This is a genomic window from Mesorhizobium sp. M0088, from assembly GCF_040322895.1.
Taxonomy (GTDB): domain Bacteria; phylum Pseudomonadota; class Alphaproteobacteria; order Rhizobiales; family Rhizobiaceae; genus Mesorhizobium.
This window is the reverse complement of sequence record NZ_JAMYUI010000019.1, coordinates 83,736-109,001: the sequence shown is the minus strand read 5'-3', so window position 1 is coordinate 109,001 and position 25,266 is coordinate 83,736. Positions and strand designations below refer to the sequence as shown.

Sequence of the window (25,266 nt, the reverse complement as noted above, 5' to 3'; positions counted from 1 at the left end):
AGGTCGTTTTAGTGGCGGCTTTCGCCCGCGATCGTATGATCTCAAGCGAGGTCGTTTTTTAGCCCTCACTCAACTATCTCGGAACATTTTTTTTGGGTGCTGGTTCTACGCACTGAAGGGACGAACCTTACCCAGGGAGATTTCCCCATGAAACATGTTCTCATTACCAGCATGCTGGCGATCGGGCTCGGCTGTGGAACGGCGATGGCTCAGACACAACAGCCCGAAAGCCAGTCTGGCGCAGACGCCAATTGCGCTTCCGGGCAAGCTGGCTGCCAGAATGGTTCCAAGATGGGCGAGCAGGCTCAGGACAAGACCAAGCTGAAGACTGACGAGCAGGCTCAGGGCAAGGCCGGCACAATCGATCAGCAGGCCCAGGACAAGACCAAGCTGAAGACTGACGAGCAGGCACAGGGCAAGGCCGGCACCACCACCGACCAGCAGGCTCAGGACAAGACCAAGCTGAAGACCGACGAGCAGGCTCAGGGCAAGGCCGGCACAACCGATCAGCAGGCCCAGGACAAGACCAAGCTGAAGACTGACGAGCAGGCTCAGGGCAAGGCCGGCACCACCACCGACCAGCAGGCTCAGGACAAGGCCAAGACGCAAACCGACGAGCAGGCCCAGGGCAAGGCCTCGACGCAGGATACGACGTCGACCGGTTCCATCAACAACGTGACGGTGGAGCAGAAAACCCAAGTCACCCAGATCATCCGGGAGACGAAAGTCGAGCCTGTGTCCAACGTCGATTTTGACATCACCGTCGGCGTCGAAGTTCCGCGGCAAAAGGTCAGGCTGCATCGTTTGCCGGCTCGTATCGTCAAGATCGTTCCCGCTTACGAAAGTTACGAATATTTCGTGCTTGCGGACGGCCGGATCGTGATCGTTGATCCGGATACGTTCAAGATCGTCCTGATTTTGACCTGATATGTCCGAGCCGTGGCCCGCCCTCCCTCGGGCGGACCGCCATTGCTGGGCTGCTATGGATTCAAAGCAACCCGCAAAAGGGACTGCAAGCGGCAGGTGATACACCCTGCCACCGCATCGCGAGGGCTAGAGACGCCCGAGCACGACCAGGATAATGACTATAAGCAGCAGAAGACCGAGGCCGCCGCCGCCGTAATAGCCGGTGCCGTAGAATGGCCCGCCGCCAAGCCCACTAAAACCGCCAAGCAATGCAATAATCAGAATGATGATAAGAATTGTGCCGAGACCCATGACTTGCTCTCCTGTTTGCGGCTTCGCGCCTTAGACGGAGCGGCGGTCGCCGGCTGATGTAATTATGAACTCGCTACAAGCCTTCCTGTTCCCGACTGAGACCGCATCGACGCTGCCAGGTTCAAGGATGTCAGGCGAACAAAGGTCACCCCGAGACGCCCAAGTAGCCCCGGTCTTTCAGCAATCCAGCGAGATGGGCGGCGTTTGATGCTGCCATTTCGATCGCACCCGAGACTTTTTCCGGAGTCGCCGGCAGATCGACATAGTTGACCTCCTGCATGGCCTCGCCGACCCAGTAGACCCCGCCATTGGCCGGGATGGTGAAGCCAACATCGTTCAGTGCCTGAAAGCATTCCGCGTGGCAGTGATGCGCACCGTCCTCATTGCCGACGATGGCCACCAAGGCCACCTTTCCTGCTGCCGGCATGCGCCCTTTGTCATCGGTCTCCTCGAGAAACGCATCCATCCGCTCCAGGACGCGCTTGGCCACACTCGAGGGCTGGCCAAGCCAGATCGGGAGGCCGAGTACGAAAATGTCGGCCGCCAGTATTTTTTCTCTGAGTTTCGGCCAATCGTCGCCCTCGCCCATGTCGGAGAGCACGCCGGGCTTGATATCGTGACTGAGCGCACGCACGATCTCGCCCTTCACCTCGTATTGCATCAGCGCCGCCAGGACATCGGCGAGCAACCGATCGGTGGAGGATTTTTCCCTGTCGTTCGAAGCTTTGAGCGAGCAATTGAGTGCGAAGGCCGTAAGCGGCATCTGGATCTCCCTGCATTGTCCTAATTGCAAATCGCCGCGACGACGTCGCGACAGCCCATTCGCCCGTTGCGGGAGCGCCCGGCATTTAACGCCAGGGTTGAATGCTTGTTCCGCCAAGCGGACCAACAGGCCGGGGGCGAGATGGCCCCCTCCTCCCACTTGGTGACGGTCCAGCCGGCTCACAGGGGCACTGACCACTACTGGAGGACAGACAGCGATGAGCGATTCCGACGCAGGCTGTCTGGCGCAAAGAACCTGCAAGGTCACATGATCGCCAACTGCGGCGAATTCCTGCCGATCGAGGCACCGGCAGAATTCGTCAAGGCGCTGGCGGAATTTGCACCGAGATAGGTGAAGCGATCCGCGTTTATGCAGGTGCCTACTGGCTCGCGGAAGTTACGCGCCAGACCGTGTTTCCGACATCGTCGGCGATCAGCAACGCGCCCGATTTGTCGACGGCAACACCGACCGGCCGCCCGTGCGCCTTGTTGTCCTTGTCGAGGAAACCGGTGACGACATCCTGCGGCTTGCCGCCTGGATGACCGTCCTTGAACGGCACGAAAACGACCTTGTAGCCGTTGAAGCTCTTGCGGTTCCAGCTGCCGTGCTCGCCAACAAAGGCGCCGTTGCGATACAGGTCCGGCAGGTTGGTTCCAGTGTAGAACGCTAAGCCCAGAGGTGCGACGTGGGAACTCAAGGCATAGTCGGGAGGGATCGCCTTGGCGACCAGGTCCGGCCGCTGCGGCCTCACGCGCGGGTCGACATGCTGACCATAGTAGCTGTACGGCCAACCATAGAACGCGCCGTCCTTGACCGAGGTCATGTAGTCGGGAACCAGGTTGGGACCGAGCTCGTCGCGCTCGTTGACAACAGCCCACAGCGCGCCGCTCTGCGGCTCCCAGCTCAGCCCGTTGGGGTTGCGCAGGCCGCTCGCGAAAACACGATAACGGCCAGTGGCCCTGTCGACTTCCCAGATGGCAGCCCGGTCCTTTTCCGCCTGGATGCCGTTCTCGGTGATGTTGCTGTTGGATCCGATGCCGACATAAAGCAGAGACCCGTCGCGGCTGGCCACGAGAGACTTTGTCCAGTGGTGATCGATAGGCCCGCCGGGCAACGGCGTCAGCACGGTGCCCGGGGCGGTGATGTTGGTGTCGCCCGACGTGTAGGGGTACCGCACGATGGCGTCGGTGTTGGCGACGTAGAGATCGTTGCCGACCAGCGCCACACCAAAGGGCGAATTGAGATGATCGAGAAAAACCTCCTGGACATCGGGCACACCATCGCCGTTCGTATCGCGCAGCAGAGTGATACGGTTGCTTCCTTCGGTGCCGCCGCCCGACGTCGCCATGGACTCGATCCAGCCCATGACCAGATCTTTCGGCCGCTTGATCACCGCACCGGGCGGCGCCACGGACTCGACCACCAGAACGTCACCATTCGGCAATGTGTAAAGCGAGCGCGGATGCTTTAAGCCCTTGGCGAAGGCCTGGATTTGCAAACCCTTGGCGACCGTCGGCCTTTCCTCCTGTTTCCAACCGATGACCGACGCGACATGCATCGGCGGCACCAGATACTGAATAGGTTCAGGCAGCATCGGGTTCGCTCCGACCTGATCGGTGGGATCCGGTTCGTTGTCGCTGCATGCGGGCAGCACCAAAATCGATCCGCACAGCAGACCGAGGCTGGCGATACAAGGGATATGTCTGGCGGAGACATTCATTCGACCACCTCCACTTGAGTGCGGCCGGAACTCCATCCCAGCAGGCCCACCAAGAGAATAACGATCACGGCGGCGGCGGACAGGATGAGCCCCGTCGGCACGACCGAGGTCCAGGCATCCCGGCTGTGCACCAGTGCATTGAAGAGCGATATGACGAGCACGACGAGGCTGCCGAGGAGATATGGCCATACAGGCCCGGCTTCACCGGAAAGCCGGTCGGTAAACAAATCGACCAGTGCTGCAAGAACCGCGAGCACGCCTACAAGCAGGCCGGCAAGCAGCAGCCAGGCGGAAAAATCGGCCCACATCATTTCAGCGCTTCGCCAATAGGCAACGTCGGTCAGCAATGTGCCGACGAAACATGCATTTGCGACTGCCATCGGCGTTCTATGCAACGGACGCCTGGCGGCCACCAACACGGATCGGGCGCGGGCCATGGACATTCTCCACCTTTGAAGCTGTACCTGTCCTCCAAACCAACTTGTGGTTGGGAGGTTCCCGGAACCGTTTGCGTTCAAGAACTCGTGATGGCGCTGGCGATGCCTCAGAACGGCGAGGTGCGCGATGCTCCTGCGGAGTTAGCGCAATGTCCGCAAGGTGATCGAGTATCGATGCAGGTCAACTGGCGGAATGCTGTGTTCCCATTCCGTGCGCGATCGTCCGGTCATGAGATACGCCGACCTTGGTTCGACGACGATGGTCCGGCGATCCCACTTGGCGCCATTCTTCCGCCGGAGCCGGAAGCTGCAAGGCGCCAGCAACGAAACACCCGCAACGTCTTCGAAATGAGGTTTGTCTCGATGCCAGCCGATGCCGGCGCCGGGCCGATATTCATTGATCAACACTTGCGCGAAGGCCTCGGCGGGCTTGCCTGCCAACGCCGCGATCTGGCCGCGCAGGGCCAACAGGAAGTCAGGGATCGGCGGGGCCTCGACCACCTGGCGCCTATCGTAGTCGTAGCGCAGGCCAAAACCCACGACGCGCCGGTTTGCCAGATGGCCATGGAAATCGAACGCCTCGAAAGGCAGGCCTTCGAGATGCCGGGCGAGTTCGGTTTCTTCTTGCGCGGTGATAAGATCAGGCTGGTAGAGGAAACCTTCCGGCAGGTCGTCGGCGGCACCAAAGAGATCATGCTGGAGCCCGGATGAGCCGGAGCCGAGTGCTTTCGATTTGGGGGTCGCCATCCCAGCTAGATGGTGAAGGCCAGCCCGCCTGGCAATATCGGAACCGAGCCAGCAAATCTGCACTCCGCCTTGCGGATATCACCGCACCGACCGGACAAAGCCTGTCAATCCGGAGTCTATCGGGGTGACTGTATTCAATCCAGGATTCCGCGGGCATGCCTTGAATGCGATCGAGGGACGCTGCGTCCATGTACGTACGATTCTTACCGAACCATCAGCTTCCGTTGCCAGTTGCTTGTCAGCAACTAGATTGGCAACGCGGCATCCCCAAAAAATGCCGCGGTGGCCGACGCGGGTTTAGGCAACGGTGTCTCACCGGCACCATCGCGTCGGCCACTTGAAATGGTCCTTGGCGGCTCAGTGGCGGAGAAGCCTCTGTTGGCCCAGCGCTCAAGCGCGAGGCCGTTCCTGCCTCGCGGGGTGCTTCGAGCCCAAATCTCCGATTAGCCGGCGATACTGGGTTTCAGGCGGACCGTAAGAGCCCCGCGCCAACTTCACGAGACCGTCTCGATCGCGGATCGTGATTTCTCCGCGGCGCGCTCGGATATAGCCATAACTCTCGATCATCTGAAGGCCGACGGTAACCCCCGGACGCCTGACACCAAGCATGATGGAAAGAAATTCATGAGTTATCATAAGCCTGTCGCCGACAGTGCGATCGCTGCACATCAAAAGCCATCTTGCCAGCCGGACTTCCAGGCTCTGCCGTGCGTTGATCGATGCCGTGTAGCTTGTCTGAACATGGAAATATTGGACATAGCGCAACAGGAACGGCCGCAATGTAGGACTGTCCTCCAGGGCTTCGACGAATGGGGCAGTCTCTATCCGGAGCGCCTCGCATGTCGACTGGACGTAGCAATCAAAGTTCGCCTGGTCGTCCCCCATGACCAGGGCCGACCCGGTCATTCCTTCGAACCCGATGATTCCGACTTCCGCTTCGGTTGCCTCCGAAGTCCTGGCCACCACCGAGGCCAGTCCGCTTTCCAGAAAATAGACGGCCTCGATCTTCTGCCCCGCAGTCTCCATCGGCGCACGCAACTCCAGGAAAACGCTCGCCAGATGTGGCCTCAGCCGCGCGAAATCGTCCGCGCTCATGCGGCGAAGCAATTCGCTCTTGGCTTGCAGTATCTGGTAATCCACGAGACTCTTTTCCCTTGGGCAAGAGCACTGGGATCTCTTAGCCGGCCGCCCGTCTAACGAGCGGACGGTAACGAACCATAGACTTCGTCTCGCGCAGCACTAGACGAGCCGGCGTGTTGGTATGAAACCGACAGTTACTGCTGAAGACTCGAAGGCCTTGTTGGCTGACCATCTTTCGCCAGCAAACGAGCCTCCCGCAGGATAGAGGCGCGATCGAACCCGAGGAGCGATATGATATCACGTATCTGTTGTTCAGCGGCGCCTGTATCCCGCGCAAGCGCGGTTATCGCGACTACTGGCAGACCGGGGTGCTCGGGCTCCTTCGCCATGCAACGCCATGCCTCGTGATGGGCAAGAGCGATGGTCACTCCCAAGCGTCAGCGCCCAAACTGTGCTGCTGACGATTGCCCTTTGTACGCTTCCGTACAGAGCTTTGCGAGTCAGTTCGGCCAAGGCTGATTTGAGGGTTCTTGCGCCCTTGCGTCGTCCGTCCGTCGCCCCGAGATTCTTCGGAACGTTTGCCCGGCTGAGAGGTTCAAATATTCCACCCAACAGGAGTCTCGAACGATGGATCACACCAACCACGTACGCCTCACAAGCACCGAACTGACGCCAGACATTCTCGAAGACGCCACGATTTACGACGCGGACGACAACAAGGTCGGCAGCGTTTCGCACGTCCACGGCTCTGGAGCCGCCAGTCAGGTCGTCATCGATGTCGGCGGCTTTCTCGGCATAGGTGCCAAGCCGGTGGCCGTTCCCGCGAGCCAGTTGGAATTCATGCGCGATGAAGACGGCGACGTTCACGCGGTGACGAACTGGACCAAGGATCAGCTCAAGAGCATGCCCGAGCATCACGATGCATGATTTCGAGGACTTCACCTTGAACGGGAGCGGCCGCTTGGCCGCTCTCTGAACGTCCCTTGGGCGCGACAGGATGGACAGACGATGCGGCGCGAGACCGGAGCCTGCTTCTGCGGAGGGATCGCCGCAGCCATGGACGGAGAGCCTTTCTGGATATGCTACGATCACGACGACGATTGCCGCCGGGCCATCGGAAGTCCGATGACAATCTGGGTCGGTTACCGGCCTGAGCAATTTCAGCTTCTTAGAGGGACACCGAAGGCCTTTTCTAAAACGCCAGGCGTCACCCGCACGTTCTGCCCGGACTGTGGAAGCTCGATAGGCTATAGCGACGAAGGTCTGCCGGACGAGTTCTACGTGACGGTCGGTTTTCTTGACAAACCTGAAGGTTTTCAGCCGCAAGCCCATGCCTATTGGGATCTGAGGCTACCGTACATCGAGTTTGATGACAGCCTGCCACGCATCGACCGATATTCGAGGAAGCGCGACCCGAAGTTGGGCAACCCGCGCGACCGGTAGTCGCGGTGCAAGGCGCGAGGGCATCGGCGGAACCTGACGATCGCTAACGGGTTATTCGGGCAGACCCGTCGGGTGCCACCATGCCATCGACCGTGATCCGAAACGCACAATACGACCCCGCCACCAGGATCCTCTCGGTCTGGTTTGTTCCGAGCGGCAAACGTTACGACTATGAGGATGTTGCTCCGGTAACTTATGCCGCTTTCACCAAAGCTTCCTCAAAAGGCCGCTTCTTCAATGAATTCATCCGAGATCGCCATCGGTATCGCCGCGTGGCGTGACAAGTTCGGACATGAGCAGACGATGCACGGAACCTGACCCGCATCGTCTCGTTGACGTCTCGTCGAAGCAAACCAGGCAATGACAATTCATCTGGATATGCTCGGGACCGGCAAAGATCGATCGGAACAGGCTTCAAGGGAGTTCAAGAGCCATGACGGCCAAGAAGCAGAAGACCGAAAGCAAGGACAAGAAGGCGCTGCGCTTGGCAGAGACCACCGACGTCTCACCCAAGCAGGCCAAGGAGCTTATGCAAAAGCATGGCAAGGACAGCCCCAAGGTCGAGAAAGAAGCCAGAAACTTCAAGGCGGAAGGATAGGACGCATCGAGGCCCGGCTTGCATGACCCCTGCAGGGGATCGGCCGCCAGGCAATTCGGGATTAAGGGGGCTCGCCGGCCTTTTCGGCCGCGAGCGCAAAGGGGAAGCGCAGCACCAGGTTGCGGTTCTCGTCAAAAATCTCGAAGGCCAATCCGGTACGCAGCGGCTTGCCATGCAGCAGTTCTTCGGCGAGGATTTCCTTCGCCGACGCCATCGCGTTTTCCTCGGCGCTCGCGAGATCAGAAAATTCCTGGCCCTCGGGATCCTCCTGCAAGCTTCCGCTCTCATCTCGAAGGTCGAAAAAGTACCTGGACATACCGACTGAACTCCTCTTTGCGATGATGGAATCGGAAGCGCCAGCCTCAGATTTCGATGCCTGATGTACCCGGATTGTCGAAGAGCACAGCAAGGCCATGCTCGATGGCGCAGGCCGCAATCAGATCATCGAAGGCCTTTCCCGAAAGCGGGCAACTTGGCATCACCTCCCGAATTGCGGTTCCGGCCTTGGCGGTAGAGATCACATCGTGGCGTTTCTTGCGTGTCTCGACATATTGCTGGACCAGGATTTTCAGGCGCCTCACCGCAACATCGTCCGTAAACATGGATTCCTCAGCCAATGCCTGAAGTAAGGCTGTCGGCCTGATCATCGTGCCGACGGTCTCGGGGTTAGCCGAGATTGCTCGCACAATATTTCCATGGGCAGTTGGTTCCCCCGACCGCTTGCTTGGTAATTTTCGTACAGGGAATGCCCTTGCCCGCGCTTTTACCGAGCCGAACCGACGCCGGGTTTCCGATGCCAATGGCGAGCCTTCAGGCTTGCATCACCTTGCGGCTGTGACGTGCAACGACACTTTCCTCATCGGTCGCAATCACGCGCACCTCCACCTTGCTCTCGGGACGACTGATGATTTCGGCGTGGATGTCGTTGGCGCGTTCTTCAAGCACCACGCCAAGCCAGGTCAATTTTTCGCATATGGCCTTGCGGATGGACGCGGACCGTTCGCCGATGCCGGCGGTGAACACGAGGCATTCAAGACCACCCATCGTGTTTGCAAGCGCTGCTGCTTCCCTCGCCGCGCGGAAGGCAAAAAGCGCCATCGCCTCTTGGGCGCGAGGATCGTTGCTCCCTTCCAGCGTCCTCATGTCGCCCGAAATACCGGATACGCCGAGCAGTCCCGACTTCTCGTAAAGCATCGTCTGCAGCTCCTCAGCCGCGATGCCTCTTTCCAGTAGGAAGTGCAACAGCACGCCGGGATCGATAGCGCCGCACCGCGTGCCCATGACGAGGCCATCCAGCGCCGAAAACCCCATCGTCGTATCGATGCTCTTGCCCTGCTGCAAAGCGCAAAGGCTGGCACCGTTGCCGAGATGGGCGACTACCGTTCCGTCGGCCGCTTTTGCGCGGAGGGTGGGTGTGTCGCCCAGGTCCAACATGCCGCGCGAAACGAGCTGCAGATCCTGTGACGAGGCAAGATCGTAGAGCGCGAACTTGATGCTGGACGAACCGGCATTCAGCGCCAGAATCGACCGACGCGTCATTGGCGCGCCTTTGCCGCGCCTTTGTCGGGCCAGCTCCATTTCTGGATTTCGGGCATATCCTCGCCGTGCTCGCGGACATAAGCCCTGTGCTTCACCAACCGGCCGTGGAGTTCGCCGGCAAGCTCTTCGGCCCTTTCGGCCAGTCCCGGCACGCGTTCGATGGCGGCAAGCGCGAGGTGGTAGCGATCGAGTTCGTTGAGCACCACCATGTCGAACGGCGTCGTCGTGGTGCCCTCCTCTCGGAAGCCATGCACATGCATGTTGTCATGGTTGGCGCGACGGTAGGTCAGGCGATGAATAAGATAGGGATAGCCGTGATAGGCGAAGATGACAGGCCGTGTCTTCGTGAACAACGCATCGAAGTCTCCATCGGCGAGCCCGTGCGGATGCTCGGTGTTGGACTGCAGCGTCATCAGGTCGACGACGTTGACGACGCGGATTTTCAGGTTGGGGATCGCAGAGCGCAGAATGTCGGTCGCGGCCAGCGTTTCCAGGGTCGGCACGTCGCCGGCGCAGGCCATGACCACGTCGGGCTCCTCGCCCTGAGCAACCGTACCGGCCCATTCCCAGATGCCCGCCCCCGCCTTGCAATGCACTTCGGCTTCTTCAATGGACAGCCATTGCGGTGCCGGCTGCTTGCCGGCGGTAATGACATTGATGCGGTTATAGGTTCTCAGGCAATGATCGGTGATCCACAGCAGGGTGTTGGCATCCGGCGGAAAATAGAGCCTTACCGTATCGGCCTTCTTGTTGGCGACCAGATCGGCAAAGCCCGGATCCTGATGGCTGAAACCATTGTGATCCTGCCGCCAGACATGCGAGGTCAAAAGGTAATTGAGCGAGGCAATCGGCTTGCGCCAGGCAAGCTCGCCGGAGGTCTTCAGCCATTTGGCATGCTGGTTGACCATCGAATCGACAATGTGGATGAAGGCTTCATAGCAGGAGAACAGGCCGTGGCGGCCGGTGAGCAGATAGCCTTCAAGCCAGCCCTGGCAGAGGTGCTCGCTGAGCACCTCCATGACACGTCCGTCACGGGAAAGATGGACGTCGTAGGGTTCAATGCGCTGCATCCAGAGCCGATCGGTAACTTCGAACACCTCGTCGAGGCGGTTGGATGACGTCTCGTCCGGCCCCATCAGGCGAAAATTCCGCGCCTCGGCATTGAGGCGGAACACCTCGCGAAGATAGCTTCCGCAAATCCGCGTCGCTTCAGCGATGACGCCTCCCGGACGAGGAACTTCCAGCGCCAGGCTTTTCCAGTCGGGAAGCACAAGATCGCGCTTCAACAGTCCGCCATTCGCGTACGGGCTTGCGCCCATGCGCTTTGTCCCTGTTGGGGCAAGTGCCGCGAGCTCTGGCAACAGGTGCCCGCTTTCATCGAACAGCTCTCCCGGTTCGTAGCTTCGCATCCAGTTTTCGAGGATCTTGCGGTGGCCCTCATTTCCGCGCGCGTTCGACACCGGCACTTGATGCGAGCGCCAGAAACCCTCAACCTTCTCGCCATCGACCTCCTTGGGACCTGTCCATCCCTTGGGGCTGCGCAGCACGATCATCGGCCATTGCGGGCGTTGACCATCCCATCCCGGAGCCCGTGCCTGTTCCTGAATGGACCGGATGCGATCGAGCACCATGTCGAGCGTCGCGGCCATCGACTGGTGCATGGCAAGCGGCTCGTGGCCTTCGACGAAGAACGGTTCGTAGCCATAGCCGGCGAAGAGATTTCGCAACTCCTGATCGTCCATGCGGCCGAGGATCGTTGGATTGGCGAACTTGTAGCCGTTGAGATGCAGGATCGGCAGGACGGCGCCGTCCGAGGCTGGGTTCAGGAACTTGTTGGAATGCCAGGCCGCCGCGAGCGGACCGGTCTCGGCTTCACCGTCACCAACGACGCAGGCAACCACCAGATCCGGGTTGTCGAAGGCCGCACCAAAGGCGTGAACCAACGCATATCCCAATTCACCACCCTCATGGATGGAGCCTGGCGTCTCGGGCGCGGCATGGCTTGGCACGCCGCCGGGGAAGGAAAACTGTCGGAACAGTTTCCTGAGGCCGTCTTCGCCCTGCCCGATATCGGGATAGACCTCGCTATAGGTGCCCTCGAGCCAGGTGTTGGCGACCATTGCGGGGCCGCCATGGCCCGGCCCGCAGATAAACAGAGCATCGAGGTCGCGTTCGCGTATGACGCGGTTCAGATGCACGTAGAGAAAGTTCAGCCCCGGCGTCGTGCCCCAATGGCCAAGCAGCCGCGGCTTGACGTGTTCGGCCTTCAACGGTTCGCGCAGCAGCGGATTGTCGAGCAGGTAGATCTGGCCGACCGAGATGTAATTCGCGGCGCGCCAGTAGCGGTCCATGAGGTCGATCCGTTCGTGGCCGATAGCCTGCGGCGTCGCGGCAGCCTTGTCGTTCATCGACATCTCCAGCTTCGGTTCGCTGGTGATAACTGGGGCATCTTTGCGCTTGAGCAACCCCCGACTGCCGCGTTCGGGTCGGCGTCACGACCCACGCGGCCGAGAGACCGGACGCCATCTCGGCCGGGCTTGCGGCCCTATCCGCAAATAGGCGGGAACCTTGAAGTCCTCCGGCGGTTAGAAACTGAAATCGCGAAGACCAGGCTCAAGGCAGGTACCGCGAAGGATAGCCTCGAAGCGTTGCACCAAAGGGAGCTAAAAGATGCTCGATCTTCCTCGTGCCCGTGATCGAATGGTCAATATCCATGTCGGCCGGCGTGGCATTCATGACCGTGAGATTCTGCAGGCAATGCGCGAAGTTCCACGCGAGGCCTTCGTCGAACCCGGTTTTGAGGAATTTGCTTACGAAGACACGCCGCTGCCGATCGCCGATGGCCAGACCATATCGCAACCCTACATTGTCGCGTTCATGATCGAGATGGCGGATGTCAAACCGGGTGACCATGTGCTCGAAATTGGCACCGGCTCGGGATACGCGGCCGCGGTGATGAGCCGGATCGTCGAACAGGTCTACACGATAGAGCGTCATCCCGGTTTGGCCGAAACGGCGAAGCGGCGGTTTGAAAAACTCGGCTACCAAAACATCGAGGTTCGGACAGGCGATGGCACCAAGGGCTGGCCGCAGGCGGCGCCGTTCGACGCCATCGTGGTGACAGCCAGTGGTCCCGGCGCACCGCTCGCCCTTCAGGAGCAACTCGATGTCGGCGGCAGGCTCGTCATTCCGGTCGGCGACGACCCGGATTTGCAACGTCTGCTCAAAGTCACCCGGACAGGCGCCGCAACCTATAGCGAGGAGGATTTCGGCGGCGTGCGCTTCGTCCCTCTGATCGGCGAGCAGGGTTGGTCGGAAAACGGCACGGCCACCGACGTTGGTCGTCCGCTTCGACATCCCCATCCGATCAGCCTGCCTGATATGATCGCGGCCGCGGCCGAACCCCTGCCCGATTTCGACGATCCAGCCTTCGGCGCATTGTTCGATCGGTTCGCCGACCGGCGCATTGTTCTGCTTGGCGAGGCAAGCCATGGCACGTCCGAATTCTACAGGGCGCGCGCGGCGATCACCCGCAGGCTCATCGAACGCCACGGCTTCACCATAGTCGCGGTCGAGGCGGACTGGCCCGACGCGGCGGCGATCGACCGCTATGTTCGCCATCGTCGGCCGCGAACCGGCACTGGCGTCGCGCCATTCCAGCGATTTCCGACCTGGATGTGGCGCAACACCGATGTCGCGGCCTTCACCGACTGGATGCGCCGTCACAACGAGAAGCTAGAGCCTTCGGCGCAAGCAGGGTTCTACGGCCTCGACATCTACAATATGAGCGGTTCCATCGGCGCGGTCCTCGATTATCTCGACCGGGTCGATCCCCAGGCAGCCAAGATCGCGCGCGAACGCTATGGCTGCCTGACGCCCTGGCAACACGAACCGTCCACCTACGGCCGCGCGGTGCTCACCGCCGGCTATCAAAAATGCGAAAAAGCGGTGCTGGAACAATGCCGGGACTTGCTCGCCAAACAGCTCGAATATGCAAAAAGGGACGGCACCGACTTTCTCGACGCCAGTCAGAATGCCCGGCTGATCGCGTCCGCCGAACACTATTACCGGATCATGTACTATGGCGGCGCGGAGTCCTGGAACCTGCGCGACACGCACATGTTCGAAACGTTGGAACATTTGCTGCATGCCGGCGGCCCCAACGCCAAGGCCGTGGTGTGGGCGCACAATTCCCATATCGGCGATGCCCGCTTTACCGAGATGGGCGTCGTCAGGGACGAACTGAACATCGGCCAGCTCTGCCGGCAGCGTTTCGGGGATGAGGCAGCGCTGATCGGTATGGGCACGCATTCCGGCACTGTAGCGGCCGCCAGCGACTGGGACGGCAAAATGGAGGTGAAGCAAATCCGCGCGTCGCACGCCGACAGCTACGAACGGCTTTGCCACGATTCCCTTGTGTCGCGGTTCCTGCTCGACCTCGGGCGCGACACAACGCTGCGTGAGCGGCTGCTGGAACGCAGGCTGGAGCGATTCATCGGGGTGATCTACCGGCCGGAAACCGAGCTGGGCAGCCACTATGCGGACGCTTCCCTGCCCCGGCAGTTCGACGCGTTCCTATGGTTCGACAAAACCGCGGCAGTGACGCCGCTTGGCCCGGAGCATGCAAGAACCGGCGTTCCCGACACCTACCCCTTCGGGCTTTAGCCGGCGCGCGGCGAACCAATGAAGAAGCTGAGGCGTGGAACCGGAACGAACTATCCGGTCTGCGATTTCAAAACTGCAATCCCCGTCGAAGGAGTTTTCTCATGACCGGAACCAAACATCCGAAATGGAAGAAACCGAGCGATGCCGACTTGGCGAACAATCCTGGTATCGGGACTTCCAAGGGAACGATCAAGGAAGGCGAAGAGTTCGAGCTTGAAGGCGAGAACACGGTCGAAGGTGACATCGAAAACGACACGACCGCCGCTGGCGGGATCGATCCAAGACAAAAAATGCGGACCAACAAATAGCTGCCCTGCGCGTCGCTGCGATCAACTTCGCCGGAAGGAGCGAACCATGCCACTTGCCCTTAGCAGTGCCGCCTTTGCCGAAGGCGGACAAATTCCCGAAAGATACACACGAGACGGCAAAAACGTATCGCCGCCGCTGAAATGGTCTGGAGTGCCGGACGAAGCAAAGAGCCTCGTTCTCGTCGTTCAGGATCCTGACGCGCCGAGCGGAACGTTTGGTCATTGGGCGGTGTTCAACATCTCCCCGGACACGAGGGAACTTCCCGAGGCCGAAAGCGGCAAGCCGGGTCCGGGCGCCCTCAGGCAAGCAACGAATGACTTTGGCAACGCCTATTACGACGGCCCTGAACCGCCGGTCGGACATGGCGTTCACCATTACCATTTCCGGCTGGCCGCGCTCGACACGCCGAGCCTTGCCATTCCAGCGAGCGTGGGCATCGAGCGCATCTGGCGGGAGGCGCAGAAACATTCGCTTGAGCAGGCTGAACTCATCGGAACCTACGAACGCAATTCGTAAGTTAATGACCAGGGGCGACCGAGGTGGCCTGCTGCACGGAACGGTTCTCCTCCTCGCCAGTTGTCTGGGAAAGGAGATGCCGCCATGTTTGGAGATATCATGTGGTTGGTCGTCGTTGCCGGCGGCCCATTGCTGCTGATCGTGCTGATGGCCTATGCCGTTATCGCACGCCGTCGGCGTGGACCCGCCGAACAACGGGAGAGCGACCGGGCGACCAACCGGCTGTACCAGGACAAGCGATGATCCGCGTCGGCAAGACAATCCGATTGGCAAGACATCCAATCGGCAAGACATCCAATCGGCAAGACAGGGGATCGTATGCCGCACCGAAGCGACGACGATCCCCAACTACGGTCAGCGCATTATCCTTTGCCGCAACCACGCAAAGAACCTGCCGCTGATGGCTGAGCGGACCCGCGTCGCAGCCCAGCGCGCTTTCATGGTTGAGCCGACGTGGCAATCGCAGACGATGTCGTGCAGCTGCCAGTCGTTCAGCTCGAAAAAGCGCTTTGCCTCACCGTATGTGTCGTCCTTTAAACCCGATGCGCGCAGCACTGGATCCTCGAAGGCGACCGAAATTGCCGTTCCCTCGCCCCGCATCAATGAACGTGCTTCAGGGTGCAGATGTTCGGTGCCTGCAAACGCCCCAAGGCATCGCTCGGGATTACGCTCCAGCAGTTCAGCCCAGCGCTCTATGCGCTGATTTCGTGTCATGGCGGAATAAGCAGCCGACGATTCAATCTTGGCGACGGCATGCAGTTGGTCGAGTGTTTGATGTTTCATGGCCAGCTCCTGTTGAGGCAGCGAAGCGCCCACGCCTTCAAGGGAATTACCGCGCGTTAATGCTTCGACAAGAGCGCCAGGCTGGAGAATTCGACACAACCGGATTGGGCCGGCGGGATCATAAACACGCCGGCTGCGTTCATCGACGGGGCTGCTTGTGACAAGCCACTGATCCGCGACGGGATGCATCCATGTTCATCCAGCCAATCGACTATTTCCTTGCCGTCTGGTTCGCTCTTGCCGCCGCCTCGACGCTTTATGTCGGCTTCGATCAATACCGCAACAATCCCGAACCGGTGGTGATGAAATGGGGTTTCATCCTGGTGACCCTCTATATGGGTCCATTGGGGCTGCTGCTTTATGTGCTTGCAGACAAGGAGCCACGGCCAGGCGAGCATGAAGACTTCACCAGGCCGCTGTGGAAACAGGGGGTCGGTTCGACCATCCACTGCGTTGCCGGCGATGCGACCGGCATCATTCTGGCCGCAGTCATCACGGCAACGCTTGGCCTGCCGATGTGGCTCGACCTCATCGTCGAATATCTGGCGGGCTTTGCCTTCGGCCTGTTCATCTTCCAATCGCTGTTCATGAAATCGATGATGGGCGGCACCTACTGGGAGAACGTGCGCAAGAGCTTCCTGCCCGAGTTCATCTCGATGAATTTCATGATGGCCGGCATGGCGCCCGTCATGAGCTTTCTGATGATGGGACGCGACATGCGCGCCATGGAGCCGACCGAGCTTTTGTTCTGGGGCGTGATGTCGATCGGCGTCATCGCCGGCTTCACGCTCGCCTATCCGGCCAATGTCTGGCTGGTCGCGCGCGGGCTGAAGCACGGATTGATGACGCAGCGCCCGCAGGCGAACGAAACGAGCAGTGGAGAGCCGACCGCCCACCAACAGCACGCTACGCATCACCCCAACGCCGGCGACGATCGACGAAGCCGCAACACCTCCCACAAGTCCAAACGCAGCGGCCATCAGATGGAGACGGACGCTACGACGCCGCAGATTGCGGCCCTCGGTATTGTGTCGGTGTTGGCGCTGGCGATCGGCATGGCCGCGCCGGCGAACTGGCTGAACCTGACGCTTTCGGCGCGTGACGTCGGCGGCGCGATCATGCCGCAAGGCATGATCATGGGTCGCGACACGCCGGCGGAATCCATGCGTGACATGGCTGCAACCGATCCGCGTCGCGTTACCTCGTCCTATGGTCTTGCCGCCAAGGGCGACCAGGAACTGCCATTCCGTCTAGAGGACGGCGTCAAGGTGTTCGAGCTCAGACCATCGGTGGTCCGCTGGCAGATCCTGCGCAACGTCGCGGTCGACGCCTATGCCTACAATGGCCAGATTCCCGGTCCGCGCATCCACATTCGCCAGGGCGATAAGGTTCGCATCGACGTCACCAACGACCTGCCCGAGGAAACCACGGTGCATTGGCACGGCATGATCCTGCCGAACCAGATGGATGGACCTGCCGAGATCACCCAGCCGCCGATCGAGCCTGGACAATCCTATTCCTATGCGTTCACCGCGACCCAGCACGGGACCTACTTCTATCATCCGCATGCCAAGCCGGACCGCACCCAGGCGCTGGGGCTTTATGGGGCGCTGATTATCGATCCCGCCAATCCTGCCGACGAGGTTCCGGCTGACCACGACTATGTCATCGAACTTCAGGAATGGCTGGTGCGCGATGGGCTGACTTATCCGTCGATGCCCATGGAAGGCGGCATGCCGAACTTCTTCACCATCAACGGCAAAGCCTATCCCGCAACCGACACCATTCCTATGAAGGTGGGCGAGACGCTGAAGGTGCGTTTCATCGGCACCAACAACGGCTTCGTCCATCCAATGCATATCCATGGCGGACCCTTCGAGGTCGTCGCCCGTGACGGTGAGACGCTTTCTCCCTCGGCACGCTTCCTAGCTGATACCATCAATGTCGGACCGGGACAGCGCTATGACGTCGTGTGGAAGGCGCTGCGTCCGGGTAAGTGGCTCATTCACTGCCACATCCCGCATCACACGACGAACAACAATGTCGAGGAGAAGGGCGGCGGCGGGCTGATGGTGGTCATCGAGGTCGGCTAGATCTGCCAACCCCTTGCGAATTTGCCGATGTCATCCGGAGGCCGCGTCGTTGCGCGCTACTTCTTGATAATGGTTCCGTTGCGCAAGTCGAATGCCTCGGTACCGCGAGCCTGGCGGTAGAAATCGTCCTGCAATTCGCCCCACTCGCCGAGAAAGGCGCCGCAATTGCTGCAATGAATTGGCGTCGATTCCTTGGCGTTGTCGGGAATGTCCATTTGGATAGTCCCACAAGCCTTGCAATCGAGTTTGTCGTCCAGCCGTCGTCCCATTTCCCAATGATTGCGCATTTTCGGCCATGAGCCAATTGTCGATTTCGTACCAAATCGCTTCAACCACCGGTGAGTCCTCCAGCCATGGCTCATCGGTCAATCGCGAGAGTCAAAAAGGACGGCCAGCCCCAGTTCCCGTGCCAGCTCGACGATCGTCTCCATCAACTCATCGTCTGTATCCTGCAAATAAGGCGCGTCCCTGCGAGCGGCCTCTATCGCCGCTTTGACCGAAACGATGTCGCCGTATCGCGCACTTCGAAGCTCCTCTGCTAGAAATGCCTTGGCGGTACCGACAGGTCTTATTGCCCATCTGGCGATGCTCATGCGGCTCCCTCCCATGGTCACCTCTGCTTTATTTTGATCCTCTCCAAGGTGCAGATCAATCGATGGTACGATTCCGTACGCAACCGCTCAGCCGGTTGGGAGACAGCCATATGACGTCGTCTGGGCCATGGTTCGTTCGGCGTTTCCCCAAGGGGGTCGACGCGAAATTGCCCAGTGTGACCAGCCCCGCGGGAACAATCGCTCGGCATGGGGGTTTCTTCAAAATCTCCCTCGAAGGATGCAAGGAGCGACCATGCGCATGTTGACGATAGCTGTCGCACTTTCCGGGGCGGTCATCATTCAGCCCGTCTGCGCCCAAACTGTTGGACCGCAGCTTCCCCAGGTGACGCCACCGCAGGGCGAAGTGCAACCGGAGCAGGCGCTGCCAGATCCAGGCTCTGCTGATTTGAATTTCACCGGCGTTGCCATTGTCGCCGTCGAGGATCTGCCTGACGAAATCAAGGCGCAGGCGGATGCCGTGATCAATCAGACCAGCGCCGAAGATTTGCTGCGCCTGCAAAACTCAGTCGATGCTTCGCCTCAAGCGACATCGGCCTTGAGGGCGAATGGGCTCAATTCCTCGCAGGTTGTCGCTGCAAACATAGATGGCGATGGCACCCTGACGCTGATCATTCAGACGACGACTTGAGGCGCCCAACCATTCGCATCACGCCTTGCCCCGACAGTCGCGGAGAGCAGCAATGGTCGAAGCCGCCGTTCGCAACTTCACCATCAATTTCGGGCCCCAGCATCCCTCGGCCCACGGTGTTCTTCGGCTGGTGCTCGAACTGGACGGCGAGATCGTCGAGCGTGCCGATCCGCATATTGGCTTACTGCATCGCGGCACCGAAAAACTCATAGAGCACAAGAACTATTTGCAAGCGCTGCCCTATTTCGACCGGCTCGACTATGTCGCGCCGATGAACCAGGAGCATGCGTTCTGCCTCGCTGCCGAAAAACTGCTCGAAATCAGCGTTCCAAAGCGTGGACAACTCGTCCGTGTTCTTTTTTGCGAAATCGGCCGGCTTCTGTCGCATCTCCTCAACGTCACGACGCAGGCCATGGATATCGGCGCGCTGACGCCGCCGCTTTGGGGGTTTGCGGAGCGGGAAAAGCTGATGGTTTTTTACGAGCGCGCCTCCGGCGCCCGCATGCATGCGAATTATTTCAGAATCGGCGGCGTGCACCAGGATATGCCTCCGAAGCTTCTCGACGACATCTGGGCTTTCTGCGATCCGTTCCTCAAAGTCTGTGACAACCTCGACGAATTGCTCACCGGCAGCCGTATCTTCAAGCAGCGCAATGTCGATGTGGGCGTGATCGGGCTGGAGGATGCCTGGGCCTGGGGATTTTCCGGCGTGATGGTGCGCGGATCGGGCGCCGCATGGGATTTGCGCAAGGCACAGCCATACGAATGTTACCCGGACATGGATTTCGACATTCCCGTCGGAAAGAACGGAGACTGCTATGACCGCTACCTGGTCCGCATGGAGGAGATGCGCCAGTCGGTGCGGATCATGAAGCAATGCCTGGAAAAACTGCGGTCACCCGAAGGCCAGGGGCCGGTCGCGCTTCCAAACCAGAAGATCACGCCGCCGCGGCGCGCCACGATGAAACGCTCGATGGAGGCGACCATCCAGCATTTCAAACTTTATACCGAGGGGCATCGCGTGCCGGCCGGAGAAGTCTACGCCGCGGTTGAAGCGCCAAAGGGAGAATTCGGTGTTTATCTGGTTTCCGACGGGGGCAATGTCCCTTACCGGTGCAAGATACGCGCGCCATCCTTCGCCCATCTGCAGGCGATGGATTTCCTGTCTCGAGGGCACATGATCGCCGACGTTGCCGCCATCATCGGATCGCTCGACATCGTGTTTGGCGAGATCGATCGTTAGCCGTCCGAAGGTGTGCTTTAACCCGCGATAAAGAAACTCCCCTTCGTCCTACGCGTGGATGGGAGGCTCTTCATTCTCGTCGGGATTGGGCAGCGGGGTCTCGTCCGGGAGCCTTTCCGGTTCGGGTTCCTCGATCGGCTCGGGCTTCCATGTTGGAGGCGGCACGGGAACATCGCGATTTGGGTCTGGCTGTCTTGGTTGTGGCATCGAACTATCTCCGTTCAGTCGGAACAACTCGTGCGCCGTGGCATGGTTCCTGGCAGAATCCAGCGAGATCGTTACGCCCTCGGGACACGAGTATGTTGGTCCGCCCAGGTGAAGGCGCAAAAGTTGCAGATCGTTCGGAACCGGTCGGATTTTCGAGCCGTTGTCGTCGAACAGGGATCAAGGAGAAGCGCGATGAAGGACAAGGAAGGAAATATCGACCATACATTGCCGCAGGTCGCCATCGACGATCAGCAGGTGCGACAACTGGCGGCCACGACCGATTTGCCGTCCAGGCAGGCTCGCGAACTGGTGCGCCGTCACGGCAACGACCCCCGGAAGCTGGAAGAGTTGGCGAAATCGATCAACGCCACCAATTGAGTCAAGGCCAATGGACACCACGGCGCATGCCGCTGGCGTCAGATTTCGAGCAAGGCGTAGGGGCGGCCGCTTGGCTTGGCCACATGCATGGCGACGTTGTAGACCTTGGCTCCGCCAGGTGTTTGACCTTCGTAAGAACCGCGATGTGCATGACCGTGCACGACAGCACTAACCTGGAATCGATCGATCGTCTCCGCCAGGCGTGAAGAGCCCAGAAATGGAAATATCTCCGGCGGTTCTCCCGCGACTGTGTCGGCAATTGGCGCGTAGTGGAGGATCACCAGTGTGCGCTTCGCCCGCACCTGGCGCATCGCATTTTCAAGTCGCATTGCCTCGTTCACGCTTTCCGCGACCATCGTCTTGATCGCCGGTTCACCGAATGAGCCGAGCATGCGTGACCCGAAGCCGCCTATGAATCCCTTCACGCCGACAAAACCCACCTCCTCGATTTCAACTGCCTGCCCGTCGAGGAGATGAACATGCGCCTGGCGCAGGATCTTCGTGACGTCTTCCACCGCACCAGACTCGTAGTCATGATTGCCGAGCACCGCCACGACCGGGATCGAGCAGTTGCGCAGATCCTCGGCCAGCATCTCCGCTTCACGAGGCTTGCCGAGATTGGTCAGGTCTCCCGTGAGAACGAGAATGTCGGCTTCGCTCGATATCTCGCCGAAGAGGTCGCGATACGAGGTTTGCGCATCTTCCCGCACATGGAGATCCCCGACCGCGGCAACTTTGAGCGCGCGTGCGCCCTCCTTGGGCGCGCTGCTCTTGACGGGATCAGCCATCACGGAATTCTCCCACACCACCGACGCCGGCGAAGCCCCATTCCTTGACGTCGATTTCGTAATCGGTTTGCGAAAGCAGCCGCCCACGGCAGATCTTCATCCTTGGAGACGGCAACTGCCGTTGCTTGGCGAGGCGGTCGAGCAATTCATCGAGCAGCCACGCCGGGATATGATCGCGCTCGCTCGGATAGATCCACCTGAAATTGATAAGCTGCATCAACAGAACCTCCCAGTGAACCTCCAGATAAGAAAGCAGCCGGTGCCAATCGATCTGATCGCCCGCCTTGAGAATCGTATGAGCGATATCGGCGCCATCGTGTCGCCCTCTGTCCTGGATAAAGCATTTGGACCAGATGAGTTCGGTCGGGCCGATGATCCGCACCCTGCTGCCCAACAGCTCTGTTTGGCGGGCGTGTTCCAGCCACAGGTCGCCAACAGGCACCGTGCCGTTGGCCGAGCCGAATATGACGTCGAAGAAATGCGTGCCCTTGAACACCTTGCCGAGCCACCGGTCATCCTCGATTTCGACGGCATATCCAAGCTGCTTGAAATGGGCGAGGATCCGCGCGTAGTCGCCTGCCTTGCAGAAGATATCGAGGTCCTTGGTCTGGCGGGTGACACCCGTATAAGCGCTTACCGCGTAGGTCCCGGCGACCAGAAAGGGTATGTCGGTGGCGGTAAGCTCACGGATCGCTTCCGTGTAAAATACCTCCGCCTCGGCATTTTTGAGCGTCGGCGCCGCTTTTGCATCGATCTTGGGAAGCGAGACCAGAACGTTTTCAGGCAATGGACCATTGGTCATGAAACGATGACTCCGAATCCGGCAACCGGCAGTCGCCCGCTGTGGTAACAACGTGAACCTCGCCTGGTTCCGCTATCAGGCGACCAGCCAAGGTTCATTCTCGTCACGTACTGGAAATTTCGGGATCGCGCCTGCCGACGCAAGCCGCCCCAACGTCCTCGCCGGCAGCGCAATGTCGCCTCGAAATCGGCGCATGCCACCGCCAATGCCCCGTTGGCCCAAATTTGAAAGACCAGGTGGGTGATCGATCTCGATTGTTTTAGAGTTTATTGGGCTTACCCAATCGGCACAAAGCTGAAGCCGGGGCGCTTGACTTAACCGCACCCGATCGGCGTGCGCTAAGCATCATCAGGATCCATCAAGGCATGACCCCCTCGCCTCCCTTTCTCGGCTTTCCAGACCGTCTCGCAGATGGTCACATGCCCCGCGCGGTGATCTTCGGGGCCGGTCACGGCAGCACTTATCCCGGCAAGGACAGCCGCGGCCATGCCTTGGCGGCGGATGCGATCCGCGTTGCGAGCCAGGACGATGCCGCGTTCGTCGAGCACTGGGATTTCGATCTCGGCGGCCCGCTGTTCGACGGCAAGCCGGCCTCTTGCATCGACGCCGGCGATATCTTGACCACCATGCATGACAATGCCGGCAACAGGGTCAGGATCGAGGCAAAAACGCGCGAAATCCTGGCATTGTCGGCCGTGCCGATCCTGATCGGCGGCGACTGTTCCATGACCATTCCCTTCCTCGCCGGCTTTGCGGAGCACGGGCCGGTCTGGGTCCTGCAGATCGACGCCCATATCGACTGGCGCGACGAGGTGTATGGCGAACGCCACGGCTATTCGAGCCCGATGCGCAGGGCGAGCGAGATGCCGCATGTCGCAGGCATGGTGCAAGTCGGCCTGCGCAGCGTCGGCAGCGCACGCATCACCGAGATCGAAGCGGCACGGCGCTATGGCAGCCACTTCGTGACCGCCCGCGAGGTTCACGCTCAGGGCGTCGAAGCCGCGCTCCGGCATATTCCGGAAGGCGCGCGGGTTGTCGTCACCCTCGACTGCGACAGCCTCGATCCAAGCGTCATGCCGGGCGTGGCGGCGCGTACACCCGGCGGCCTAACCTACATGCAGGTGATCGACCTGATCGCCGGCCTCGGCAGACGGGCCCGGATCGCAGGATTCGACCTTGTCGAGTTCTATCCTCCGGCCGATATTGACGGCCTGTCAGCGCTGACCGCCGCGCGCCTTCTCGTCAATGTGGTCGGCACCGTCGTCCGGCAGGTTTGATATCAAAACCCTGCTTTTCGCCGCAGACCGGCCCAAAGGCGCGTGAGCGAGCTTGCGGTTGAAATGCCCTTTTCCACACCTGGGTACTCGATCCTGCCTTGTCCGGCCGGCTCGTCGCTCCAAACCAAGTTGAAAGCAATGCCCTTGAGCCCAAGCTCCCCGATCCGGCGTACGATCGTCTCCTGCAGATAGATATCGGATATTCGCACCCCATCGGCACGCTCGGGCAGCTTGAATATCTCGGTACCGCCGATTGCGTCCGCTCGAAGGACGAGGCTTTCGATCACCATTATGCCGCCATCGTCAAAGCGAACGATCTTTGAACGTTCCTCGTCCAGCGCATCGATCACAGTGGTGACATTGAAGAGCGATATGGCCTCGTCGGCACGAAGCGGCAGGAATTCACCGTACGGTTCGAGGGTTGGCCGAAGCAACTTCAACGCCCTCGCCCGCAGGATGAGCACATGCTCGCCAAGCCATGGAAAATCTGAATATTGCCGGAGCGTACCGTCGTCGTGTTCGCACAGGATCTCCATCCCGGGCGGATGCCATTGTGTCTGCTTCCGGCCGCAGAGCGTCGAAAACAGCTGGTAGTCGTCCGCCTGTCGGGGAAGGACCCATTCCTGTCCTTCGACCACGCTCAGGACATAGATATTCATCCGATCCCCCGCACATCACTGCCTTGGTAGGCTCGGCCTGCTGCGCGGCTCTTCGCGCGCGTTCTCACCGCTGGTCCGCGACAGCCGTTTGCGGCACCGGCGGCAATTCGGGTGCATCCATCCCCTTGAAAGGGTCACGCCAGGGGCCGATGTCTTCAAGCCGACGGTACCAGCGGCTGACAGAGGAATAATCGTCGAGCGGCAATCTGGCGGCATCGTTGAACGGCAGAAAGGTCGCCATTCGAAAATCGGCATAGGAAACCGAATTCCCGACCAGCCACTGCCGCTCGGCAAGCACGGCGTCGAGTATTGCCGCGGCCGTATGGAATTGGTTTAGGCCCTCCTCCACCCGCTTCTGATCGATCGGGCCGATGCCGTACCGCTGTTTGGTCCCACGTTCGAAATGCACCGTGTCGCAAGCGAGTGCGAAGTGCTCCTTGCCCCAGCTCAGCCAGCGGATCATCTCGGGTTCGTCATCGCCGGTGCGCCAGAAATCCGAATGCGCATCGCGCGAGAGCCGGCAGGCTATGGCGTCTGCCTCCCAGAGGCTTTTTCCCTCTTCTTCCGCGAGGATGGGCAGCGAGAGATTGGGATTTAACCGGCGAAATTTCTCCGCTTGCCCCGGAGCGAATGGCGAGGCGAATTCAAATTCGACTTTCGCGTCGAGGTAGCGTGCCACCGCGACCGCGAGCCGAGGGTTGGGATTGCGGCTGAAATACAGCTTCATTGGGCACCGACGGTCTGAGCGACCACGCCATA

General features: G+C 60.1%; 31 protein-coding genes. 14 read left to right on the top strand and 17 right to left on the bottom strand.

Annotated elements, in window-relative coordinates:
- Positions 1–147: 147 nt before the first annotated feature.
- Complete coding sequence (locus NKJ67_RS22850) at positions 148–927, top strand: DUF1236 domain-containing protein (protein ID WP_352583222.1); 780 nt, start codon at positions 148–150, stop codon at positions 925–927.
- Positions 928–1,053: 126 nt separating this feature from the next.
- Here NKJ67_RS22850 and NKJ67_RS22845 read toward each other — a convergent pair whose 3' ends face one another.
- From NKJ67_RS22845 to NKJ67_RS22820, 6 genes are all read right to left on the bottom strand, one after another.
- Complete coding sequence (locus tag NKJ67_RS22845; protein ID WP_013531546.1) at positions 1,054–1,218, bottom strand: DUF3309 family protein; 165 nt, start codon at positions 1,216–1,218, stop codon at positions 1,054–1,056.
- 145 nt (positions 1,219–1,363) lie between these two features.
- Positions 1,364–1,981, bottom strand: coding sequence for a flavodoxin family protein (locus NKJ67_RS22840; RefSeq protein WP_128309807.1), 618 nt, complete (start codon positions 1,979–1,981; stop codon positions 1,364–1,366).
- A 379-nt stretch (positions 1,982–2,360) separates the two neighbouring features.
- Positions 2,361–3,701, bottom strand: a complete 1,341-nt coding sequence (locus NKJ67_RS22835; protein WP_352583273.1) for a PQQ-dependent sugar dehydrogenase — start codon at positions 3,699–3,701, stop codon at positions 2,361–2,363.
- Positions 3,698–4,138 (bottom strand): DUF2231 domain-containing protein, encoded by a 441-nt coding sequence (locus NKJ67_RS22830; protein ID WP_352583221.1) that lies wholly within the window; start codon positions 4,136–4,138, stop codon positions 3,698–3,700. Before NKJ67_RS22830 ends, NKJ67_RS22835 begins: the two co-directional genes overlap by 4 nt.
- 141 nt (positions 4,139–4,279) lie before the next feature.
- Positions 4,280–4,885 (bottom strand): alpha-ketoglutarate-dependent dioxygenase AlkB, encoded by a 606-nt coding sequence (locus tag NKJ67_RS22825; protein WP_352583219.1) that lies wholly within the window; start codon positions 4,883–4,885, stop codon positions 4,280–4,282.
- Between the two features lie 390 nt (positions 4,886–5,275).
- Positions 5,276–6,025 carry a Crp/Fnr family transcriptional regulator gene (locus NKJ67_RS22820; RefSeq protein ID WP_352583217.1) on the bottom strand — a complete coding sequence of 250 codons (750 nt, stop codon included), beginning with the start codon at positions 6,023–6,025 and terminating at the stop codon, positions 5,276–5,278.
- A gap of 567 nt (positions 6,026–6,592) precedes the next feature.
- On the opposite strand from NKJ67_RS22820, the gene NKJ67_RS22815 reads away from it, so the two are divergent.
- From NKJ67_RS22815 to NKJ67_RS22800, 4 genes are all read left to right on the top strand, one after another.
- Positions 6,593–6,892 (top strand): PRC-barrel domain-containing protein, encoded by a 300-nt coding sequence (locus NKJ67_RS22815; RefSeq protein ID WP_013531539.1) that lies wholly within the window; start codon positions 6,593–6,595, stop codon positions 6,890–6,892.
- 81 nt (positions 6,893–6,973) lie between these two features.
- A complete protein-coding gene (locus tag NKJ67_RS22810) occupies positions 6,974–7,408 on the top strand; it encodes a GFA family protein (RefSeq protein WP_127267420.1) in 435 nt (144 codons plus the stop codon).
- 80 nt (positions 7,409–7,488) lie between these two features.
- On the top strand, positions 7,489–7,689 hold the full coding sequence (locus tag NKJ67_RS22805) for a KTSC domain-containing protein (RefSeq protein WP_127320534.1): 201 nt from the start codon (positions 7,489–7,491) through the stop codon (positions 7,687–7,689).
- A gap of 152 nt (positions 7,690–7,841) precedes the next feature.
- Positions 7,842–8,006, top strand: coding sequence for a hypothetical protein (locus tag NKJ67_RS22800; protein WP_081738679.1), 165 nt, complete (start codon positions 7,842–7,844; stop codon positions 8,004–8,006).
- A 61-nt stretch (positions 8,007–8,067) separates the two neighbouring features.
- Here NKJ67_RS22800 and NKJ67_RS22795 read toward each other — a convergent pair whose 3' ends face one another.
- Genes NKJ67_RS22795 through NKJ67_RS22780 form a run of 4 tightly spaced genes read right to left on the bottom strand, consistent with a single transcriptional unit; the run spans position 8,068 to position 11,953 of the window.
- Positions 8,068–8,322, bottom strand: a complete 255-nt coding sequence (locus NKJ67_RS22795) for a DUF6894 family protein (protein ID WP_127267425.1) — start codon at positions 8,320–8,322, stop codon at positions 8,068–8,070.
- A gap of 46 nt (positions 8,323–8,368) precedes the next feature.
- A complete protein-coding gene (locus NKJ67_RS22790) occupies positions 8,369–8,806 on the bottom strand; it encodes a hypothetical protein (RefSeq protein ID WP_352583214.1) in 438 nt (145 codons plus the stop codon).
- A 10-nt stretch (positions 8,807–8,816) separates the two neighbouring features.
- Complete coding sequence (locus NKJ67_RS22785; protein ID WP_352583212.1) at positions 8,817–9,545, bottom strand: hypothetical protein; 729 nt, start codon at positions 9,543–9,545, stop codon at positions 8,817–8,819.
- The gene (locus NKJ67_RS22780; protein ID WP_352583210.1) at positions 9,542–11,953 is read right to left on the bottom strand and encodes a phosphoketolase family protein; all 2,412 of its coding nucleotides are present in this window, start codon (positions 11,951–11,953) and stop codon (positions 9,542–9,544) included. The genes NKJ67_RS22785 and NKJ67_RS22780 overlap by 4 nt, the downstream gene beginning before the upstream one ends.
- 262 nt (positions 11,954–12,215) lie before the next feature.
- On the opposite strand from NKJ67_RS22780, the gene NKJ67_RS22775 reads away from it, so the two are divergent.
- The 4 genes from NKJ67_RS22775 (at position 12,216) to NKJ67_RS22760 (ending at position 15,278) form a co-directional block, all read left to right on the top strand.
- Positions 12,216–14,210 (top strand): protein-L-isoaspartate(D-aspartate) O-methyltransferase, encoded by a 1,995-nt coding sequence (locus tag NKJ67_RS22775; protein WP_352583208.1) that lies wholly within the window; start codon positions 12,216–12,218, stop codon positions 14,208–14,210.
- 101 nt (positions 14,211–14,311) lie between these two features.
- Positions 14,312–14,518: a hypothetical protein gene (locus tag NKJ67_RS22770; RefSeq protein ID WP_128309935.1), complete on the top strand. Its 207-nt coding sequence runs from the start codon at positions 14,312–14,314 to the stop codon at positions 14,516–14,518.
- Between the two features lie 46 nt (positions 14,519–14,564).
- Complete coding sequence (locus NKJ67_RS22765; RefSeq protein ID WP_127268875.1) at positions 14,565–15,035, top strand: YbhB/YbcL family Raf kinase inhibitor-like protein; 471 nt, start codon at positions 14,565–14,567, stop codon at positions 15,033–15,035.
- 84 nt (positions 15,036–15,119) lie between these two features.
- Positions 15,120–15,278: a hypothetical protein gene (locus NKJ67_RS22760; RefSeq protein WP_127268877.1), complete on the top strand. Its 159-nt coding sequence runs from the start codon at positions 15,120–15,122 to the stop codon at positions 15,276–15,278.
- 111 nt (positions 15,279–15,389) lie between these two features.
- On the opposite strand, the gene NKJ67_RS22755 is transcribed toward NKJ67_RS22760, so the two are convergent.
- Positions 15,390–15,818, bottom strand: a complete 429-nt coding sequence (locus NKJ67_RS22755) for a hypothetical protein (RefSeq protein ID WP_352583205.1) — start codon at positions 15,816–15,818, stop codon at positions 15,390–15,392.
- A 191-nt stretch (positions 15,819–16,009) separates the two neighbouring features.
- Here NKJ67_RS22755 and NKJ67_RS22750 point away from each other — a divergent pair, with 191 nt between their 5' ends.
- Positions 16,010–17,911: a multicopper oxidase domain-containing protein gene (locus NKJ67_RS22750; RefSeq protein WP_352583203.1), complete on the top strand. Its 1,902-nt coding sequence runs from the start codon at positions 16,010–16,012 to the stop codon at positions 17,909–17,911.
- Positions 17,912–17,967: 56 nt separating this feature from the next.
- Here NKJ67_RS22750 and NKJ67_RS22745 read toward each other — a convergent pair whose 3' ends face one another.
- Both NKJ67_RS22745 and NKJ67_RS22740 read right to left on the bottom strand, forming a co-directional pair.
- The gene (locus NKJ67_RS22745) at positions 17,968–18,126 is read right to left on the bottom strand and encodes a hypothetical protein (RefSeq protein ID WP_081738677.1); all 159 of its coding nucleotides are present in this window, start codon (positions 18,124–18,126) and stop codon (positions 17,968–17,970) included.
- Positions 18,127–18,276: 150 nt separating this feature from the next.
- A complete protein-coding gene (locus tag NKJ67_RS22740) occupies positions 18,277–18,504 on the bottom strand; it encodes a hypothetical protein (protein WP_023812003.1) in 228 nt (75 codons plus the stop codon).
- 253 nt (positions 18,505–18,757) lie between these two features.
- On the opposite strand from NKJ67_RS22740, the gene NKJ67_RS22735 reads away from it, so the two are divergent.
- From NKJ67_RS22735 to NKJ67_RS22725, 3 genes are all read left to right on the top strand, one after another.
- Positions 18,758–19,153, top strand: a complete 396-nt coding sequence (locus NKJ67_RS22735; protein WP_352583201.1) for a hypothetical protein — start codon at positions 18,758–18,760, stop codon at positions 19,151–19,153.
- 52 nt (positions 19,154–19,205) lie between these two features.
- Positions 19,206–20,396: an NADH-quinone oxidoreductase subunit D gene (locus NKJ67_RS22730; RefSeq protein WP_128309968.1), complete on the top strand. Its 1,191-nt coding sequence runs from the start codon at positions 19,206–19,208 to the stop codon at positions 20,394–20,396.
- 399 nt (positions 20,397–20,795) lie between these two features.
- Positions 20,796–20,981, top strand: a complete 186-nt coding sequence (locus NKJ67_RS22725; RefSeq protein ID WP_127271064.1) for a hypothetical protein — start codon at positions 20,796–20,798, stop codon at positions 20,979–20,981.
- A 38-nt stretch (positions 20,982–21,019) separates the two neighbouring features.
- Here NKJ67_RS22725 and NKJ67_RS22720 read toward each other — a convergent pair whose 3' ends face one another.
- Both NKJ67_RS22720 and NKJ67_RS22715 read right to left on the bottom strand, forming a co-directional pair.
- Positions 21,020–21,769, bottom strand: a complete 750-nt coding sequence (locus NKJ67_RS22720) for a metallophosphoesterase family protein (RefSeq protein ID WP_127271062.1) — start codon at positions 21,767–21,769, stop codon at positions 21,020–21,022.
- A complete protein-coding gene (locus NKJ67_RS22715; RefSeq protein ID WP_023812007.1) occupies positions 21,762–22,571 on the bottom strand; it encodes a nucleotidyltransferase family protein in 810 nt (269 codons plus the stop codon). The genes NKJ67_RS22720 and NKJ67_RS22715 overlap by 8 nt, the downstream gene beginning before the upstream one ends.
- Before the next feature lie 365 nt (positions 22,572–22,936).
- Between NKJ67_RS22715 and NKJ67_RS22710 the strand changes: the two genes are divergently transcribed.
- Positions 22,937–23,848, top strand: a complete 912-nt coding sequence (locus NKJ67_RS22710) for an agmatinase (RefSeq protein WP_352583198.1) — start codon at positions 22,937–22,939, stop codon at positions 23,846–23,848.
- A gap of 2 nt (positions 23,849–23,850) precedes the next feature.
- Here the strand turns inward: NKJ67_RS22710 and NKJ67_RS22705 are convergent, their stop codons facing one another.
- Positions 23,851–24,507, bottom strand: a complete 657-nt coding sequence (locus tag NKJ67_RS22705) for an imm11 family protein (protein ID WP_352583196.1) — start codon at positions 24,505–24,507, stop codon at positions 23,851–23,853.
- A 64-nt stretch (positions 24,508–24,571) separates the two neighbouring features.
- Positions 24,572–25,234: a glutathione S-transferase family protein gene (locus NKJ67_RS22700; RefSeq protein ID WP_352583271.1), complete on the bottom strand. Its 663-nt coding sequence runs from the start codon at positions 25,232–25,234 to the stop codon at positions 24,572–24,574.
- Between the last annotated feature and the right edge of the window lie 32 nt (positions 25,235–25,266).

Coding starts and splice junctions, on each gene's coding strand:
- NKJ67_RS22770 (WP_128309935.1), top strand. CDS start 14,312: ATGACCGGAACCAAACATCCGAAATGGAAGAAACCGAGCGATGCCGAC.
- NKJ67_RS22715 (WP_023812007.1), bottom strand. CDS start 22,571: ATGACCAATGGTCCATTGCCTGAAAACGTTCTGGTCTCGCTTCCCAAG.
- NKJ67_RS22850 (WP_352583222.1), top strand. CDS start 148: ATGAAACATGTTCTCATTACCAGCATGCTGGCGATCGGGCTCGGCTGT.
- NKJ67_RS22760 (WP_127268877.1), top strand. CDS start 15,120: ATGTTTGGAGATATCATGTGGTTGGTCGTCGTTGCCGGCGGCCCATTG.
- NKJ67_RS22795 (WP_127267425.1), bottom strand. CDS start 8,322: ATGTCCAGGTACTTTTTCGACCTTCGAGATGAGAGCGGAAGCTTGCAG.
- NKJ67_RS22735 (WP_352583201.1), top strand. CDS start 18,758: ATGCGCATGTTGACGATAGCTGTCGCACTTTCCGGGGCGGTCATCATT.
- NKJ67_RS22700 (WP_352583271.1), bottom strand. CDS start 25,234: ATGAAGCTGTATTTCAGCCGCAATCCCAACCCTCGGCTCGCGGTCGCG.
- NKJ67_RS22740 (WP_023812003.1), bottom strand. CDS start 18,504: ATGAGCATCGCCAGATGGGCAATAAGACCTGTCGGTACCGCCAAGGCA.
- NKJ67_RS22810 (WP_127267420.1), top strand. CDS start 6,974: ATGCGGCGCGAGACCGGAGCCTGCTTCTGCGGAGGGATCGCCGCAGCC.
- NKJ67_RS22720 (WP_127271062.1), bottom strand. CDS start 21,769: ATGGCTGATCCCGTCAAGAGCAGCGCGCCCAAGGAGGGCGCACGCGCG.
- NKJ67_RS22750 (WP_352583203.1), top strand. CDS start 16,010: ATGTTCATCCAGCCAATCGACTATTTCCTTGCCGTCTGGTTCGCTCTT.
- NKJ67_RS22825 (WP_352583219.1), bottom strand. CDS start 4,885: ATGGCGACCCCCAAATCGAAAGCACTCGGCTCCGGCTCATCCGGGCTC.
- NKJ67_RS22805 (WP_127320534.1), top strand. CDS start 7,489: ATGCCATCGACCGTGATCCGAAACGCACAATACGACCCCGCCACCAGG.
- NKJ67_RS22840 (WP_128309807.1), bottom strand. CDS start 1,981: ATGCCGCTTACGGCCTTCGCACTCAATTGCTCGCTCAAAGCTTCGAAC.
- NKJ67_RS22845 (WP_013531546.1), bottom strand. CDS start 1,218: ATGGGTCTCGGCACAATTCTTATCATCATTCTGATTATTGCATTGCTT.
- NKJ67_RS22835 (WP_352583273.1), bottom strand. CDS start 3,701: ATGAATGTCTCCGCCAGACATATCCCTTGTATCGCCAGCCTCGGTCTG.
- NKJ67_RS22800 (WP_081738679.1), top strand. CDS start 7,842: ATGACGGCCAAGAAGCAGAAGACCGAAAGCAAGGACAAGAAGGCGCTG.
- NKJ67_RS22705 (WP_352583196.1), bottom strand. CDS start 24,507: ATGAATATCTATGTCCTGAGCGTGGTCGAAGGACAGGAATGGGTCCTT.
- NKJ67_RS22765 (WP_127268875.1), top strand. CDS start 14,565: ATGCCACTTGCCCTTAGCAGTGCCGCCTTTGCCGAAGGCGGACAAATT.
- NKJ67_RS22780 (WP_352583210.1), bottom strand. CDS start 11,953: ATGAACGACAAGGCTGCCGCGACGCCGCAGGCTATCGGCCACGAACGG.
- NKJ67_RS22775 (WP_352583208.1), top strand. CDS start 12,216: ATGCTCGATCTTCCTCGTGCCCGTGATCGAATGGTCAATATCCATGTC.
- NKJ67_RS22745 (WP_081738677.1), bottom strand. CDS start 18,126: ATGGACATTCCCGACAACGCCAAGGAATCGACGCCAATTCATTGCAGC.
- NKJ67_RS22725 (WP_127271064.1), top strand. CDS start 20,796: ATGAAGGACAAGGAAGGAAATATCGACCATACATTGCCGCAGGTCGCC.
- NKJ67_RS22785 (WP_352583212.1), bottom strand. CDS start 9,545: ATGACGCGTCGGTCGATTCTGGCGCTGAATGCCGGTTCGTCCAGCATC.
- NKJ67_RS22730 (WP_128309968.1), top strand. CDS start 19,206: ATGGTCGAAGCCGCCGTTCGCAACTTCACCATCAATTTCGGGCCCCAG.
- NKJ67_RS22755 (WP_352583205.1), bottom strand. CDS start 15,818: ATGAAACATCAAACACTCGACCAACTGCATGCCGTCGCCAAGATTGAA.
- NKJ67_RS22815 (WP_013531539.1), top strand. CDS start 6,593: ATGGATCACACCAACCACGTACGCCTCACAAGCACCGAACTGACGCCA.
- NKJ67_RS22710 (WP_352583198.1), top strand. CDS start 22,937: ATGACCCCCTCGCCTCCCTTTCTCGGCTTTCCAGACCGTCTCGCAGAT.
- NKJ67_RS22830 (WP_352583221.1), bottom strand. CDS start 4,138: ATGGCCCGCGCCCGATCCGTGTTGGTGGCCGCCAGGCGTCCGTTGCAT.